Genomic DNA, 13,395 nt, shown 5'->3' with positions numbered 1-13,395 from the left:
GTGCCAGGACTCGTGCTCAGCCGCGTGCCCCGAACGGTTGTGGGCACACTGGGCTCCCGCTTTCGCTCCGCATCCGGCGCCGTCGGATCGTGTCCGTGGTCCGGGAATGCGGGGGCGGGTTTCCTCACGTCCCGGGATGCCCTTTGCGGCCTGGACGGTCCGATGCCCCACAGCATCGCTCTGGTGCTGTGGGGCGGTGCCGTCCGCCGCCGGATCGGGCATCCCAGGGCGCGCCGTGCAATCGCCACGGCGGCAGCGTCGTGGCGTGTGGTCTTGCGGGTGTTCGTGGTCAGGGGCTGCTGCCAGTGCTGGGCGCCCCAGCGGCTGGTGTAGGCGGGGTCGACGGCGACGAGGGTGATGCCGAGTTCGGCGGCCATGGACGCCAGCCTGTTGCGCAGTCTTGCGGTGGGCATGCCGGAGATCAGCTGGCGGAACCGCTTGCGTCGCCCGTGCTTTCGCGAGGGACAGGTCGTGGCGCCTGGCCCAGTGCAGGAGGCGGATCAGGGCGTGCCGCACTTGCGCGTCCCGATGCCGTGCGCTGCCGGTCAGGTCGTAATCGAACCTGCGGGGCTCGCCGACCGGGTTGCCGTGCCGATCGAGGCGCCAGGCGGCCAGGTGGTCGGCGTTCATGTCGACGCCGATCAGCCCGTCGGCCCGGACGGCCTCCATCGGCACGGTCTGGACCGGTGGGAGCTGCCAGGAAGCTGTCAGATACCAGCGTGCGCGCCGGGCGTCGAAGTGGATGCGGTAGGCCACGGCACGGTTCGCCGCGATACGGTCGGCCCACTGCTCGCCCCGGTGGCGGAAGCCGACCCGGCAGGCCAGCACGTACCGGCCGTGGGGCGCGTTCGCCAGCCCAGCCAACGGGGCCGGAAGCTTGATGCTCACCTCACCGTCCGGCGTGATGCGGATCGTCTCGTTGCCGTACCGCTTTCCGGACTCGCCATCGGCCTGGAGGAACCAGCGCTCGGCCTGCCACCGCAGCCGCCACTGCGCCTCGGTCAGGTGGGCGGCTTCGAGGTGGTGCCGTGTACGAAGCAGCTTCTTGCCACCGCGTACCACGCGCACGCGTCCGGCATCTCTGTCCGCCCGCTCACGCTCCAGCCGGTCTTCGAGCAGGTGCAGGCGCCGGGACTTGGCGAACCACTCCTGCCGGGAGCGGTAACCACCCGGCGAGCCCTTCGAGCCCTTGGCGCCGATGGGCAGCGCAAGCCGGTGCGCGATCGTACGGATACCTGCCTCGATGCTTTGGATACAGGCGAGCTGTCCACGCCTCGCCAGCGCCCACTGGTCATGCGTGGCTTTGGTGATGCTGCCCGCCCAGCGGGAGGAGGACTCCTTGGTCACAGCACGCTTGCGCTGCGCCCACTGGCCGCTGTCATGATCCAGGCCCGCCGCGCAGCGGGCCTTCAGGTCGCGGGAGGCCAGGGAGCCGAGCAGGTCACCGACCAGTCGAAGGACCTTCTCGTCCTGCGCTGTCAGCCCCTTGAGGCTGTCGCGAATCGCCACCCCGGACGGGCCGGGCACCACGAACGGCGCCGCCACCTCGCGCAGCCCGCCCATCCCCACCTCCTGCCCGGTGCCGATCCCGTCATCGCCGTCAACGAGCACCTCCCGCAAAGGGTCACGGATTCGATGCAAGAACTCTCGTTCCCATCCCGGGTACGTGCGCGCCGTACTCGAGATGCTCACTCGTGCACCCCAGAACGCGCCCAAGCGCTGTCAACCGGCAGCAGTTCCCAACCCTCGCCGCCCACTTCACGGAGCTGGTCGGCACGCCGCGCGGCCTCTACCGGAGCCGCGCGGCGGTCACCACCGCGGGGCTGCCGTGGCACATGACGGCACCGGTGCCGGTATCGAGCAGGAATGAAGAAGCCCCGGCGAGTGCGCCGCAGCTAGCGTGATCGCCATGACTTCCCTCGCATCCGTCACCCTCGAGGTGGCCGACCCCACGGCCGCCGACCGCTTCTACACCGCCGCCTTCGGACTGGGCTCGCAGGTACGCCTGCGGGCCTCCGAGGCGCCGACGACCGGATTCCGCGGTTTCACAATGTCGATCACCGTGTCCCAGCCGGCCGACGTCGACAGCTTCATCGGCTCCGCCATCGAGGCCGGTGCCACGTCCCTGAAGCCGGCCTCGAAGTCCCTGTGGGGCTACGGCGGCGTCGTACAGGCCCCGGACGGCACGATCTGGAAGCTCGCGACCTCGTCGAAGAAGAACACCGGCCCCGCCACCCGGAAGATCGACGACCTCGTGCTCCTGCTGGGAGCCGAGGACGTCAAGGCGAGCAAGCAGTTCTACGTCGAGCAGGGCCTGTCCGTGGCGAAGAGCTTCGGCGGCAAGTACGTCGAGTTCGCCTCCGACGACTCCAGCCCCGTCAAGCTGGCGCTGTACAAGCGCCGGGGCCTGGCCAAGGACGTCGGCGTGCCCGAGGACGGCAGCGGCTCGCACCGGATCGTGCTCGGCAGCACCACCGGAGCCTTCACCGACCCGGACGGGTTCGCCTGGGAGCCCACGTCGGTGACGTCGCCGTCGGCCTAGATGTGCTGTCTCGGGAGGTTACGGGTCAGCGTCGGGTGGTCTCGGCGCTGGGGGTACAGGTTCGTCCTCGAAGCCCACCTGGTGCCGCCGTCACGGCGACAGCTCCCTGACAAGACGTGACCTCGAAGGCTGTGATCAGTTCAACTCGGACCGGTCCGTCAGCCCTCTCGCCTGGTCGTATTGCACGGGGCGACCTGTAAAGGCGTCCAGCAGCACGCGATCACGCAGTGGGGCGACCAGCTCCACCGTCACTTCGTCCTGCAAGCCCACCGACTTGCAGGCCCCCTCCTGCGTGCCGGTCACCGCCGCCGAGAGCACGACGCTGCCGTCCGTCTCCAGGGCATCCACCCTCAAGCCGTCGTCGCACGCGCTGTGGAGGGCGGCCACTGTCACCGACCGGCCGTCGGCGGTCACCTCCACCAGCCGGTCGATCGGCTCCAGCACGCTGTCTGGCACCTCGGCAGGTTCCCCGAAGGGCTCGATCGGTGGCGTCGGCGTGTCCGAGGGGCTGACGGCGGCCCGTTTGAGCGGGGTGTCGTAGCCATCCAGGGTGAACAACCAGGCTGGTACCGTCGCCGGTCCCCGGCTGGTAGTCAGCGTCATCTCGCCCAGTTCCATTCGGGTCACCGTCAGATACGGCGCGTCCGAACTGCCGTTGCGGTCCAGCGTCTCGTACGTCGCCCGGGCCCCCAGCAGCGGCCGGGTCAGCGAGCCGCCGGCCTTCCAGCTGACCCGGCCGTGCCGCCCCTGCGTGGCGGGCAGGCCACCGCGCAGCACGAAATTCTGCCGCGCGGCATCGGCCTGCACGTCATCGAGCAGGGCATCGACACCTCCACCATGGAGGGCCGGGCGATGTTCGGGATGCTGTCCGTGCTCGCCGAACTCCAACGTGAACTGATCATGGCAAACACCAACGACGGGCTCGGCGCGGGCCCGGGGCCGGGTCGGCGGGCGCCGGCCGAAGCTCACAGCGGACCAGGCCGCGCTTGCCCAGGAGCTCTACGACGAGCGCGAGAAGACCGTCCAGCAGATCGCCGACCTGTTCGGCGTGCCCCGGTCGACGGTCTACGGACACCTCGATAAGACCAGGACCGTCCCCCGCCAGCCCAAGAAGACCACGGTCATGAAGTCCTGACCGCTACTTTGCGGCTGGGGTCAGAGGTGGGAGTCCGGGGCCGTCGAGGACGGCGAGGAGCGCGTCGAAGTCGCCGCTGCGCGAGGCGGTAAGGAAGGCATCCACGACCCGGCGCCTGCGGGCGAGATCGGTGTCGAGAGCGGGTGCGGCCCTGTTGACCCGGCGGCGGGCGCGGCTGGCGAGCTGCCGGGTGGAGGCAGGGGTGCGGCCGAGGATGGGGGCGATCTCGTCGAAGGGCACGGAGAACAGGTCGTGCAGGACGAACGCGAGCCGCTCGGCGGGAGAGAGGGTCTGCAGGACGACCATGAGGGCGATGCCCACCGAGTCGGCCACGAGTACCTCCTGTTCGGGGTCCACGCTGTCCGGGCCGCTGACGACCGGGTCGGGCAGCCGGATCCGACCGTCCTGGTCGTGCAGTCGCTCCTCGCGGCGGGCGGTGCGAGAGCGCAGCAGGTCCAGGCACACCCGGCCCACCACGGTGGTCAGCCAGCCGCCCAGGTTCTGCACCCCCGAGACGTCGGAGCGGTTCAGCTTCAACCAGGCTTCCTGGACGGCGTCGTCCGCCTCGTTGAGCGAGCCCAGCATGCGGTAGGCCACCGCGCGCAGATGTGAGCGGTGTTCCTCGAAACGCTGGGCCAGAAATTCTTCCTCGCTCACCTGTCACATCCTCGCGAGCTGATCCGTCAGTGCAGGAGCTGGTTCACCTGCGGGCCAGCCAGATCAACGGCTGCAGCCCCTGCGTGTACGCCGGTGTCACCAACGCCAAGAAGGCCGGCGAGACCGACGAGCGGCTGCACCAGCTCGCTGCCTGGCGCGAGGCGCCGTTCTACACCGACGCCGAGCGCGCCGCCCTGGCGCCCACCGAGCGGCGCCGGTCGCGGGCGCCGCTCGGTGGGCCCCGGCTCGAGGTGACGGGCTGCCTCAGCCGAAGGAGATGTTGGTGCCGACCGGGCCGGTGGCCTCCTGGTAGGCGACCAGCTGGCACTGCTGCGCGGCGCAGTCCACGGTCACGGTGGAGCCGGTGCTCCAGTCGGTGGCCGTGAACTGCTTGCGCACGCTGTAGTTGGCGGTGAACCTGCCGTCGGCGCCGACGGTGGCCGTCGACAGCGTGTCGGTGCACGTGGTGCTCTCCCGGCACTGCGACACGGCGACCTGGGCACCCGCCGGGAAGCCGGTGCCGGTCACGGTCACGGACTGGCCGTCGGCCAGGCCGCTGCTGGGCGAGGCGGTCACCGCCGGGGCCGCGGAGGCCGGGGCCGCGGAGAAGGCGAGGGCGGCCACGGCGGCGGCGCCCAGCATGCCGGCCTTGGTCAGACGCGAGCGGATCTGCATGTTCGTCTCCCCAATGGGTGCGGAAAGTGGAATAGCGCGTTCTTTGTGATCACGCCGCACCCAGAGTCGACCGGAGCGCATGAGATCGGCTCGAAGACCACTCGCATCCCTCTGGAGCCCCGCTGGACGAGTAAGTCCAAAGTCCCTGACCCCAGAGTCCGTGCGGGAGGTGCCCCACGCCGCTCCAGACGCCGCGGGGCCCCTTCGGGCGACCGACGCGACGTCGGACTTACCTCGTCTAGGGGTTGCCCAGCATGAAGCCGACCCCCCGCACCGTCACGATCCAGCCGCTGTCGCCCAGCTTGCCGCGGAGGCTGCTGACGTGGGTGTCGACGGTGCGCCGGGACCAGGAGTCGCCCCAGACCTGCTGGAGGAGCTGTTTGCGCGGGATGACCGTGTCCGGGTGGGAGGCGAGCAGGCAGAGGAGGTCGAACTCCTTGCGGGTCAGGGCGACTTCCTCGCCGCCGACCAGGACCTCGCGGGAGCCCACGTCGATGTGCAGGCGGCCGTGCCGGATCTCGCGGGCGGCGGCGGGCTGCCACTCGGCGCGGCGCATCACGGCCTCGATGCGGGCCATGAGCTCACGCAGGCCGTACGGCTTGGCGACGTAGTCGTCGGCGCCCGCCTGGAGGCCGAGGACGCAGTCCAGTTCGGAGGCGCGGGCGGTGACGATGATGACGGGCACCCGGCTGACGGCACGGATGGCGCGGCAGACCTCCAGCCCGTCCAGATCGGGCAGTTCGAGGTCGAGCAGGACCAGGTCGACGTCCTCGTGGGCGCGCAGCGCGGCCCCGCCGCGCCGGACGCCGAGGGCCTCGTGACCGTGCCGGCGCAACTGGGTGACCAGGGAGTCGGCGCAGGCGGTGTCGGCGTCGACGACGAGGACGCGGCGCCCGGAGGGCATCGAGACGGCCGCGCCGTGGCCGGTGGCCCCCGGCTCCCCTGCGGGCCGTGGGACGGCCGGGGCGGGGCCGGCGGGCGGGCGGGTGTCGAGCAGCGCCTGTGCCGATGTGTGGGTCATGCCTCCCCCGGGGGTCCGGTGCTGTGCGCGGGGCGCGTGCGGCGGCGGGGTGGCACGGACGCGGGCCGCCCACGGCGCCGCGGGTCCGGGGCCCGCCCTGACCGTGAATCTAGGCAAGCGCGGTCGAGCCCCGGTACAGCCTTGCTGACCCGGTGTCGGCGGGTCCTACGGGTTGAGCACCCAGGCCGATTCGTGGCGCGTGAACCCGATGTGCGGGTAGTAGTCGACGGCCGCGGGCGCGGACAGCAGCACGAGCTTTGCGGCCGGTGCCTCGTCTCGCGTGGCGTCGATCAGGGCGCGGCCGATGCCGGAGCGCTGGCGGTCCCGTACGACAGCGATGTCCGAGACGTAGGTGACGTAGGAGAAGTCGGAGACTGCGCGCACGATGCCGAGGAGCGCGCCCTGCTCATCGCGGGCGACGAGCACGAGGTTGGCGTTCTCGACCATGGCCGCGAACCGCTCCCGGTCCTCGACCGGGCGCCGCTCGCCGAGGCCGGAGGCGTGGTAGACGCCGAGGACCTCGTCCAGGTCGAGCGCCGCGCCCTCGACACGGTCAATCTTCCAGCTCATGCAGCTTCTCCAATCGGGTGCGGATGACATCGTGGTGGGCGAGGAAGCGCTCGGGGCCGAGCCCGGCCAGGTCGATGCCCTGCTTGGCCAGGGACGCGCCGAAGTGCTCGCCCGTCGCCAGGGTGTGGTTGGCCGCGGCCTGCACGCTGCGGTAGGCGCGTTCGCGCTCCATGCCGTCGCCGAGGAGTTCGGCGAGGACCGAGGAACTGTAGACGAGGCCGTCGGTCTGGTCGATGTGTGCGCGCATCCGGTCGGCGTCGACGGTGAGCGAGGCCACCAGGTCGGCGGCCTTCGTCACTTGGAAGTGGCCGACGCAGAGGCTGTCGGGCAGGATCACCCGCTCCACGGACTGGTGGGCGAGGTCGCGTTCGTGCCAGAGCGCCACGTTTTCCAGGGCGGTGTCGGCGTAGCCGCGCAGGAGGCGGGCGAGGCCGCACAGGCGTTCGCTGGTGGTGGGGTTGCGCTTGTGCGGCATGGCGCTGGAGCCCTGGTAGGCGCCTGTGCGCCGCTCCTCGACCTCGCGGACCTCGGTGCGCTGCAACAGCCGCAGCTCCAGGGCGATCTGTTCCACGCAGGCGCCCAGCGTGGCCACGGCCTGCAGGAGCTGTGCGTGCCGGTCGCGGGCGACGACCTGGCTGGGCGCGGGCTCGACGCCGAGGCCGAGGGCGGCGCAGACGTGCTCCTCGACGCGCGGGTCGATCAGCGCGTAGGTGCCGACGGAGCCGGACACGGTGCCGACGGCGACGGCCTCGCGGGCGGCGGCGAGCCGGCGCAGCGAGCGGTCCACGGCGAAGGCGTGCCCGGCGAGTTTGTGCCCGAAGGTGGTGGGCTCGGCGTGCACGCCGTGGGTGCGGCCCACCATCGCGGTGTCCCAGTGCTCCAGGGCCCGTTCGGTCAGCACGCGCCGCAGCCGCCGGGCGGCGCCGGTGAGCAGGTCGGTGGCGCGGGCCAGGGTGTGGCCGAGCGCGGTGTCGACGAGGTCGTAGCTGGTCATGCCGAGGTGCACCCAGCGCGCGGAGGAATCGGGGATGTCCTCGCAGTAGGCGGCGAGGAAGGAGAGCACCTCGTGGTCGCGTTCCCGCTCGATCTCGGCGACCCGCTCCGGGTCGGGGACACGGGCGCGCCGCATGTCCTCGACCGCCTCGTGGGGTACGCGGCCGAGGGCGGCCTGCGCCTCGGAGGCGAGGATCTCCACGCGCACCCAGGTGGCGTAGCGGGACCGGTCGGAGAAGAGGCCGGCCATCTCGGGCAGCGTGTAACGGGGAATCATGCGCGACCTTCAACAGGAGGAACCGGCGGGGGACGTGGGGCTCGGTGGGTCTCAGTAGGCGCCGAAGTACTCGCGCTGCTCCCACTCGGTGACCTGCCCGGGGGCGGGCGCTGCCTGCAGGCACCAGGCCTCGTAGCGGCGCAGCTCGCTCTCCTTGAGCTTGGTGAGGCAGGCGGCGAGCGGCTCGCCGAGCAGCCGGGCGGCACGGCCGGCGCGGAAGGCGTCGAGGGCCTCGCGCAGCTGCTGCGGTACGAGTCCGGGGCTCGAGGCGCCTGCGGCGTCCGCGGCGTCTGTGGGCGCGGCCTGGGCGGTGAGGCCCTCCAGGCCCGCGAACAGCTGGGCGGCGATGGTGAGGTACGGGTTGGCGCACGGCTCGCCGATCCGGTTCTCGATGTGCGCCCCGGCGCCATGGCCGACGACGCGGAGCATCGCGCTGCGGTCCTCCTGGCTCCAGCCGAGCCGGGTGGGCGCGAGGGTGTGCTCGGCGGCGAGCCGCCGGTAGCCGTTGACGGTGGGCACCGAGAGCAGGAACAGCTCGCGGGCCCAGGACAGCAGCCCCTCGGCGTACGCCTTGCCGTGCGGGGAGAGGCCGCCGGACAGTCCCTCGGCACTGAACAGGTTGCCTCCCGAGGCGAGGTCCGTGACCGACTGGTTGAGGTGCCAGCCGCTGGGGTCGGCTGCGTCGAGGAGCGGCTGCGACATAAAGGAGGCGTGGTGGCCGCGGCGGGCGCACCAGCTCTTGGTGACCGTACGGAAGAGCAGCATCGCGTCGGCGGTGTCCAGCGCGGACATCGGGCTGAACGTCGTCTCGACCTGCCCGGGCCCAGACTCGTGCTCCATCGACCTCAGCGGCAGGCCGAGGGCGAGCAGGTGCAGGGCGAGCGGGTCGGTGAGGGGGGCGACGGTGTCGTAGTGGGCGTCGAGGTTGAACTGGTAGCCGGCGTTCAGGGCGGCCACGCGCGGCGCCCGTCCCTGCAGGCCGAAGCCGTTGCCGGTGTTGCCGGGGGCGTCGTCGAGGCGCCGGGTGAGGTACCACTCGACTTCGAGGCCGAGGACGGGGGCGAGACCCTGCTCGGTGTACCGGTCGACGACGCGGCGCAGCACGGCCCGTGAGGACAGCGGGTGCGGGCTGCCGTCGCGCAGGTACTCGTCGCCGATCACCCAGGCGGTGCGGGCGTCGCCGCCCGGCAGCTCCTGGAAGGTGAGCGGGTCCGGCACCAGGATGAAGTTCCCGGCGCCGGCGATCTCGTCGACGCCGATGCCGTGGTCGCCGAGGAAGTCCACGGCGACGGCGTGCCCGGTGTCGAAGACGAACGGCCCGGGGCTGAAGTTCATGCCGTTGCGCAGCACGGTGCGGAACGCCTCGGCGGTGAGGGTCTTGGAGCGGGCCAGACCGTGCGGGTCGCCGAAGACGAGGCGGACGAAGTCGAGGTCGGCGAGGCTCGCCTCGATCAGCTCGGCGGCGGCGAGCCGGGCTTCGTCCCACAGCCCGTGATCGGCCACGAACGAGGGCCGCCCGACGCTGCCCTCCGCGGCGGGCGAGGACCATGACCTGGCGTACATGGGAACTTCCTTTCCACGGGCGTGAGTTACCGGGCGACTGCGGGTTCCAGGGCCCGCACGGCCGGCGGCGCCGGCGTGCCGAGGTCCGACTCCAGGCGCCCGGCGAGCCAGACGACCAGGTCGTCGGCGCCGACGGGCCCGACCAGCTGCAGGCCCACCGGCAGGCCGGAGCGGGTGAGTCCGGCGGGCAGGGACAGGGCCGGCTGGCCGGTCATGTTGAAGGGGTAGGAGGCGGGCGCCCAGGCCAGCCACTTGAGGTCCCGCGGGTCGGCCGCCCAGGAAGGGCCGATGGCGTCGGCGGCGAACGGCTCGACGGGCACGGTGGCCATGGCGAGCACGTCGTAGTGGTCCATGACGGTGCGCAGGGTGGTGCGCAGGTTCTGGCGGACCTCCTCGGCGCGGATCACGTCGGCGCCGCTGAGGGTGCGCCCGTGCCGGATCACCTCCAGGCGGCCGGGATCGGCCCACTCGTCGTCCTCGGGGCGGGCCCCGGCCGCCTCGGAGGCGGCGAGGATGTCGACGAGCGCGGGGTACAGGTGGGTGCAGCGCACCTCGATGTCCTCGACCAGGTGGCCCTGGCCCATCAGGGCCAGGCGGGCCTGTTCGGTGACGCGGCGGACCTCGTCGCTGGTGCCCTCGTACTCGATCCAGCCGATCCTGAGCACCCGTCCGGTGCGCGGCGCGTCGAGGGAGCCGAGGCCCGAGTCGGGGTCGGCCGGGTGCGGGCCCGCCATGACCTTCCCGAGCAGCGCGGCGTCGGCGACGGTGCGGGCGATGGGGCCCTGGTGGGCGAGCCGGTCGGCGCTGTTGGGGAAGTACGGAATGCGCCCGAGGGACGGCTTGTAGCCGACGACGCCGCAGAACGCCGCGGGGATCCGGATCGACCCGGAGCCGTCGGTGCCGAGAGAGCCGTCGCACAGGTGCGTGGCCACCGCGGCCGCGGCACCGCCGCTGGAGCCGCCCGCGGTCAGGCGCGGATCGTAGGGGTTGCGGGTGGGCGGGGCGACACGGCTGACCGTCGAGGCGCTCCAGCCGTACTCGGAGGTGGCGGTCTTGCCGACGACGACGGCCCCGGCGGCGCGCAGCCGGGCCACGGCGGGGGCGTCCTCGCGGGGCCGGTCGTTGGGCAGCAGCGAGCCGCGGGCGGTGGGCAGGTCGTGGGTCTGCAGCAGGTCCTTCACGGAGACGGTGACACCCAGCAGCGGCATGGTGCGCCAGGCGTCGGCGCCGAGCTTTCGGATCCGGGCGTCTGCGCGCTCGGCCGCGCGCAGCGCCTCCTCGCCCGCGACGGCGACGTACGCGTCGAGGGTGTCCTGCTCGCGGATGGCGGTCAGGACTGCGGTGGTGTGCTCGACGGCGGACAGCTCGCCCCGCCGCAGGAGTTCCCTGGTGTGGCTGATGCCGCGGGCGGTCATCGGTCTCCCTTCAGGACGCTCGGCGGACCTGGCCGGCCAGGGCGCCGGACGCCGCGGGTCCGGCGCCCGTGACGGCCGTCCAGTGCCAGCCGGAGTCGAACGCGGTGACCTCGAGCTCCGCTCCGGCGGCGACGAGCCCGGCGGCGAGCGAGGTGGCGCGGGCGATGAACGCCGACACCTGCTGTGCGGCGAGCAGGTCCTGCTCGTCGAACGGGTCGCCGGCGCAGCGCAGCAGCCGCAGGTCCATGAAGCCGTCGAACCGGCGCCCGTCGACCTCGACGGCCTGCGGGGAGCGGATGGAGAACCGCACGTTGTTGTTGACGTGCCCGTGGTGGTGCTGGTCCGAGAAGAACGCGACGTCCGGGATGACGGGCGGCACGAAGTGGTCGCGGGCCACCACCTCGGGCACCCGCGGCAGGTTGCCGGCGACGAAGTGCCAGGAGTTGTACTGCATGCGCGAGGACATGGCCCAGGCGGCGTCGGCGAGCGCGGCCGCGGAGCCGCCGAAGTGGGCGGCGGCCTCGGGACGCGGCACCACGCAGCAGAAGAAGTGCGTGATGTCCCAGTCACAGATCTCCGCCCAGCTCTCGCCGCGCAGTGCCCGTACCAGGCCGGGCAGCGAGCGCATGCCGCGGCTCATCGCGAAGTCGGCGGCGAAGGCCTCGGCGGTCGCGGCCACGGTCTCGTACACCAGGGACTCCAGGCCGGTGCCGAAGGCGCCGTGCGGTTCGGCGAGCCAGCCGGGCGCGGCGGCCAGGTTCCGGCCGAGCTCGGTGAGCGTGCCGCCGGCCAGCGGCAGCCTCGCGCGCAGGCGCTCGGTGACGGCGTCCTGGCGGGCGCGGGCGGCGGGGCCGGGGGCGGCGGCCACGCGCTCCACCTTGTGCATCAGCGCCCCGTGGATCTCGCGGTACAACTGGGCGTGCCGGCTTAACCCCTGACGGCGCTCGCGCAGCCGGGCGGCGAGCCGGTCGAGGTCGGCGACGCGGTGCGAGGCGGCGGCGGGCACCGGCTCGACGCCGGGTACGGCGTTGTAGGCGCGGCGCACCCGCTCCAGCGTGTAGGCGACGTGGTCGACGGTCAGCTGGGTGCCGTTGGCCTCCTCGACCCGGCCGAAGCCGGCCGAGCGGATGAGCAGCGTGAGGCAGACGATCAGCTGGGTGTCCTGGTCCGACCAGAGGTCGAGCGGAAGGCCCTGCAGCGCGCTGAGGGCGCAGTCGGGGTGGCCGGGCCAGAGGGTCTTGCCGGTCAGCGTGTTCTGGCCCCGGAAGTTCGTGTACTGCGTGTCCTCCTGGTAGAGGACGAACGGGGCGGTGCGCAGGGTCGCCTCCCTGGCCTGGGCGAGCAGGGCGTCGCGGCCCTCGGGGCCCTGCTCGGCGAGCCAGGCGCGGCAGTCGGCTGCGGAGGCGGCGTTCCGTTCCCGGGCGCGGTCGAGTTCGCGCCGGTAGGCGGCGAGGGCGGCGCGGCTGTACGGTACGCGGCGCACACCGCCGACCAGGTCGCGGGGGTCGAGGGGGCGGGCGCCGGGGGTGCGCAGGGCGATGCGGCCGTTGGTGGCGAGGCCGATCTCGCCGAGGAAGGCGGGGGCTTCGGACGTATCGGGGGCCGGCTCCGTGGTCGCTGCCGCCGGCGTCCCTGCCGCGTCGGCGGCGCTGTCGGTGGCGCCGTCAGGGTCGCGCCAGCTCAGGCCGCACAGCGCGGTGAGGGCGGCCTGCTCCGCGGAGTTCAGGGCCCGCAGCTGTATGTCGCCGGGGACATGTCCGTCGAGGGTGAGCAGCACGTCGAGACTCGATCGCAGGTCTCCGGCCTCGGCCGCACGCCGCCAGACGCGCCTCAGCAGCCCGGGGAACCCGGCGTCGGGCTCGGCGACGCGGTCCGGCTTGTCCGTGCTGCCGGCGGGGATGCCGAGCCGGCTGGGGCGGCGGCTGATCCGCTTCCTCGCATTGACGGCGCGGCGGGACTCGTGGCGCCCTGCGGGGTCCTTCATGCGGCACTCTCGGCGGTGAGCTCGATGTGGTTCCACATCGCGTCGTCGGTCGGGGTCCAGTCCTCGTCCACGTAGATGCAGTCGACCGGGCACTCGAGCACGCAGGCGGGGCAGCCCGAGCAGAGCTCGGGGACGATCACGACGTCCAGGCCCCGGTCGAAGACGGCCCCGAACTCCTCGGGACAGCCGCGCAGGCAGCTGTCGCAGGTGATGCACTCGGACGTCTCGATGCGCCGCGGGGGCTTCTTCCAGTTGTCGGCGCGGGAGCGTCGGGCGATGCGATCGGCGCGCTCCGACAGCGCGGCGGACGAAGCAAGCTTCTTCACGGGATCGGCCCCCTCCGGGACTGTTCTCGGCCACGGCCAAGACGGACGGTCCCGATCGTCACCGGACCCTCTCGACTGCGCCCGGAGCGCGGGTGGGGACCAACTGGAGCCCCGCCGCGCCCGCTCGAGTCGGCTGCGAGCGCGGCCCGTCCGTGCCACCGGACCGTTGGTGTCCGGGCGTACCCGGCGGTTTCCGGCCGGTACGCGCCGACCTGCCCGCCCGCGGGCGCACCACCC

At 72.7% G+C, this 13,395-nt stretch carries 10 protein-coding genes and 5 pseudogenes; 4 read left to right on the top strand and 11 right to left on the bottom strand.

Features of this window, described 5'->3' with window-relative positions; genetic code table 11:
- Positions 1-20: 20 nt before the first annotated feature.
- Positions 21-1,563: pseudogene (locus tag STSP_RS40475) on the bottom strand (IS200/IS605 family accessory protein TnpB-related protein); the annotation flags it as partial.
- Between the two features lie 346 nt (positions 1,564-1,909).
- Between STSP_RS40475 and STSP_RS28220 the strand changes: the two are divergent.
- Positions 1,910-2,542: a VOC family protein gene (locus STSP_RS28220; RefSeq protein WP_067283763.1), complete on the top strand. Its 633-nt coding sequence runs from the start codon at positions 1,910-1,912 to the stop codon at positions 2,540-2,542.
- A 135-nt stretch (positions 2,543-2,677) separates the two neighbouring features.
- On the opposite strand, the gene STSP_RS41040 is transcribed toward STSP_RS28220, so the two are convergent.
- Positions 2,678-2,890 carry a hypothetical protein gene (locus STSP_RS41040; protein ID WP_332835398.1) on the bottom strand — a complete coding sequence of 71 codons (213 nt, stop codon included), beginning with the start codon at positions 2,888-2,890 and terminating at the stop codon, positions 2,678-2,680.
- 24 nt (positions 2,891-2,914) lie between these two features.
- Here STSP_RS41040 and STSP_RS41035 point away from each other — a divergent pair.
- Positions 2,915-3,406, top strand: a pseudogene (locus STSP_RS41035) (hypothetical protein); the annotation flags it as partial.
- Positions 3,407-3,545: 139 nt separating this feature from the next.
- Positions 3,546-3,677: pseudogene (locus tag STSP_RS40465) on the top strand (ArsR family transcriptional regulator); the annotation flags it as partial.
- A 42-nt stretch (positions 3,678-3,719) separates the two neighbouring features.
- On the opposite strand, the pseudogene STSP_RS28210 reads toward STSP_RS40465, so the two are convergent.
- Positions 3,720-4,334: pseudogene (locus tag STSP_RS28210) on the bottom strand (sigma-70 family RNA polymerase sigma factor); the annotation flags it as partial.
- Between STSP_RS28210 and STSP_RS40460 the strand changes: the two are divergent.
- Positions 4,319-4,543, top strand: a pseudogene (locus STSP_RS40460) (carboxymuconolactone decarboxylase family protein); the annotation flags it as partial. The pseudogenes STSP_RS28210 and STSP_RS40460 overlap by 16 nt on opposite strands.
- 55 nt (positions 4,544-4,598) lie before the next feature.
- On the opposite strand, the gene STSP_RS40455 reads toward STSP_RS40460, so the two are convergent.
- From STSP_RS40455 to STSP_RS28170, 8 genes are all read right to left on the bottom strand, one after another.
- Positions 4,599-5,009 (bottom strand): enediyne antibiotic chromoprotein, encoded by a 411-nt coding sequence (locus STSP_RS40455; RefSeq protein ID WP_067283635.1) that lies wholly within the window; start codon positions 5,007-5,009, stop codon positions 4,599-4,601.
- A gap of 238 nt (positions 5,010-5,247) precedes the next feature.
- Positions 5,248-6,030, bottom strand: a complete 783-nt coding sequence (locus tag STSP_RS28200) for a response regulator transcription factor (RefSeq protein ID WP_078067571.1) — start codon at positions 6,028-6,030, stop codon at positions 5,248-5,250.
- 165 nt (positions 6,031-6,195) lie between these two features.
- Positions 6,196-6,600, bottom strand: a complete 405-nt coding sequence (locus tag STSP_RS28195) for a GNAT family N-acetyltransferase (RefSeq protein ID WP_067283631.1) — start codon at positions 6,598-6,600, stop codon at positions 6,196-6,198.
- The gene (purB, locus tag STSP_RS28190) at positions 6,584-7,870 is read right to left on the bottom strand and encodes an adenylosuccinate lyase (protein ID WP_067283629.1); all 1,287 of its coding nucleotides are present in this window, start codon (positions 7,868-7,870) and stop codon (positions 6,584-6,586) included. Before purB ends, STSP_RS28195 begins: the two co-directional genes overlap by 17 nt.
- Positions 7,871-7,921: 51 nt before the next feature.
- Entirely contained in the window at positions 7,922-9,433 is a 1,512-nt protein-coding gene (locus STSP_RS28185) for a type I glutamate--ammonia ligase (protein ID WP_067283627.1), read from the bottom strand.
- A gap of 26 nt (positions 9,434-9,459) precedes the next feature.
- Positions 9,460-10,848: an amidase gene (locus STSP_RS28180; RefSeq protein ID WP_078067570.1), complete on the bottom strand. Its 1,389-nt coding sequence runs from the start codon at positions 10,846-10,848 to the stop codon at positions 9,460-9,462.
- Between the two features lie 10 nt (positions 10,849-10,858).
- Complete coding sequence (locus tag STSP_RS40835) at positions 10,859-12,832, bottom strand: hypothetical protein (RefSeq protein ID WP_067283625.1); 1,974 nt, start codon at positions 12,830-12,832, stop codon at positions 10,859-10,861.
- Positions 12,829-13,158 carry a 4Fe-4S dicluster domain-containing protein gene (locus STSP_RS28170; protein WP_067283623.1) on the bottom strand — a complete coding sequence of 110 codons (330 nt, stop codon included), beginning with the start codon at positions 13,156-13,158 and terminating at the stop codon, positions 12,829-12,831. Before STSP_RS28170 ends, STSP_RS40835 begins: the two co-directional genes overlap by 4 nt.
- Positions 13,159-13,395: the final 237 nt, after the last annotated feature.

It is taken from the genome of Streptomyces jeddahensis (assembly GCF_001642995.1).
Classification (GTDB): Bacteria; Actinomycetota; Actinomycetes; order Streptomycetales; family Streptomycetaceae; genus Streptomyces; species Streptomyces jeddahensis.
This window is presented reverse-complemented; position numbering and strand designations above follow the sequence as displayed.